The sequence below is a fragment of the Flavobacterium sp. A45 genome, from assembly GCF_002001005.1.
Taxonomy (GTDB): Bacteria; Bacteroidota; Bacteroidia; order Flavobacteriales; family Flavobacteriaceae; genus Flavobacterium.
Window position 1 is genome coordinate 1 of sequence record NZ_MUNX01000017.1, and the last position, 1,586, is coordinate 1,586.

The 1,586-nt window shown below is 31.1% G+C and carries 2 protein-coding genes; one reads left to right on the forward strand and one right to left on the reverse strand.

Going from position 1 to position 1,586, the window contains the following annotated elements:
• Positions 1 to 140 precede the first annotated feature (140 nt).
• Complete coding sequence (locus tag B0E44_RS00080) at positions 141 to 653, reverse strand: YSC84-related protein (RefSeq protein ID WP_254423218.1); 513 nt, start codon at positions 651 to 653, stop codon at positions 141 to 143.
• Positions 654 to 932: 279 nt separating this feature from the next.
• Here B0E44_RS00080 and B0E44_RS00085 point away from each other — a divergent pair, with 279 nt between their 5' ends.
• Entirely contained in the window at positions 933 to 1,415 is a 483-nt protein-coding gene (locus B0E44_RS00085) for a hypothetical protein (RefSeq protein WP_077370178.1), read from the forward strand.
• Positions 1,416 to 1,586 lie beyond the last annotated feature (171 nt).

Sequence of the window (1,586 nt, forward strand, 5' to 3'; positions counted from 1 at the left end):
GTATCACTTTCATACAATGCATTGTAGCAGGCTACGCTTACCGGCTTTTAAGATCATAGCTATTGGTTTTTATATTAGATACATTTTCGTATTGATATTAGCTAAGAGCTGGTATTGCTCTAGTGATAACAAAAAGAGTATCATATCTTATTAAATTTGAATTTTTGCCCTCCTACGGAAGCCTCATACATGAGCCCACCTTTTTGCATGGTGAATACCATAACACCATTAGTATATTTTGCGTTGCCTGAAGCTCCCGCTTTTGCGGCTACAGCTGATACTTGCGCTGCAAACTCGAATTTACTCTCTTTAAATCGTTGCATTGCCGATTTTGATTCAAAAAATATTACTTCTCGATACGCTTGTCCTCCAGCCTGAAAACCAATGCTCAATTGCGATAATTTTGCCATGCCTATCAATGTGTTATTTTCATAAACAGCCCCGTTACCGGCTGCTCCTCCAACGCCTACTCCCCCCTTACCAACATTTGGAAAGATGACATAGCCGTAAGCATTATTAAAAATAGATTTCATCAGAGGATCCGTTTTAATGAACTCAGCCTTTGATGTATTGCTGTCGGCTATAATTTTATCTTTTTTAGAATCCGATTGCCCGAATATAGATGCTGAATTTATAAAGCAAACTATCATCATTACACAAATAACATTTATTTTTTTCATAGCATAAATATATTAAATTGTTTGTTAAATTTCTTTTTTCAAAGTTAATTCAAAATTCTTATATAATTACAAAAATGAATCTGATTATCAGTGTTATAAAGGTGATTTTTGGAAAAAATCATGAAATAAATATGTCTCTTGAAGAAATTAGTAATTTAAGATAATTGTCAACTAAATATTATTAATACATACTATTTATTCGTAAATTAGCAAAGACTATTGCCACAATTATTAACTAAATAATTTACGATTATGAAAAAATTAGGCCTGCTTTGTTTGTTATTGACTTGCATTGGATTTCAAAGCTGCAAAAAAAATGAAGCCCCAAAAGATGTTGAAATTACTAAAGCCGAATCTGAAAAGCCGGTAAGCGTAGCCTGCTACAATGCATTGTATGAAAGTGATACAATTAATTTGAAAATCAATACTTTGAATAATGGAAAAATAACTGGTGATATGGTAATGAAAATTATTGATATGCCTGAAAAAGTTGGAAAAATTGCTGGTGAATTCCATGGAGACACCTTATTTGTTGACTATACATTTATTCAAGGAACCAACGATAAAAAAGTTTTCAAAAACCCAATGGCAATGCTTAAAAAAGGTAATGAACTCATTTTGGGCAGTGGGAAAATAGAAACCTATTTGGGACGCTCTTATTTTGCTAAAAATACACCTATTGATTTTGAAAAAGTGAAGTATAAATTTACGACTGTGGATTGTGCAAACAAATAAATATAAAAAACAGTATTTTTTTATTGGACTTTAGGATTTTGCTTCGTTCTCAACTTGTTGGAGTTTGTAATGCCTTAGTAGTGAACGAAGCAATTTTATTTAATATTTCTTTTATGTTAATTTCAAGATATTTCTTTTAACAATAAAAATAAAGAACTTATAATCATAAAA

Bases quoted from the DNA above. Each gene is read 5' to 3' on its own strand.
- B0E44_RS00080 (WP_254423218.1), bottom strand. From the start codon at position 653: ATGATGATAGTTTGCTTTATAAATTCAGCATCTATATTCGGGCAATCG.
- B0E44_RS00085 (WP_077370178.1), top strand. From the start codon at position 933: ATGAAAAAATTAGGCCTGCTTTGTTTGTTATTGACTTGCATTGGATTT.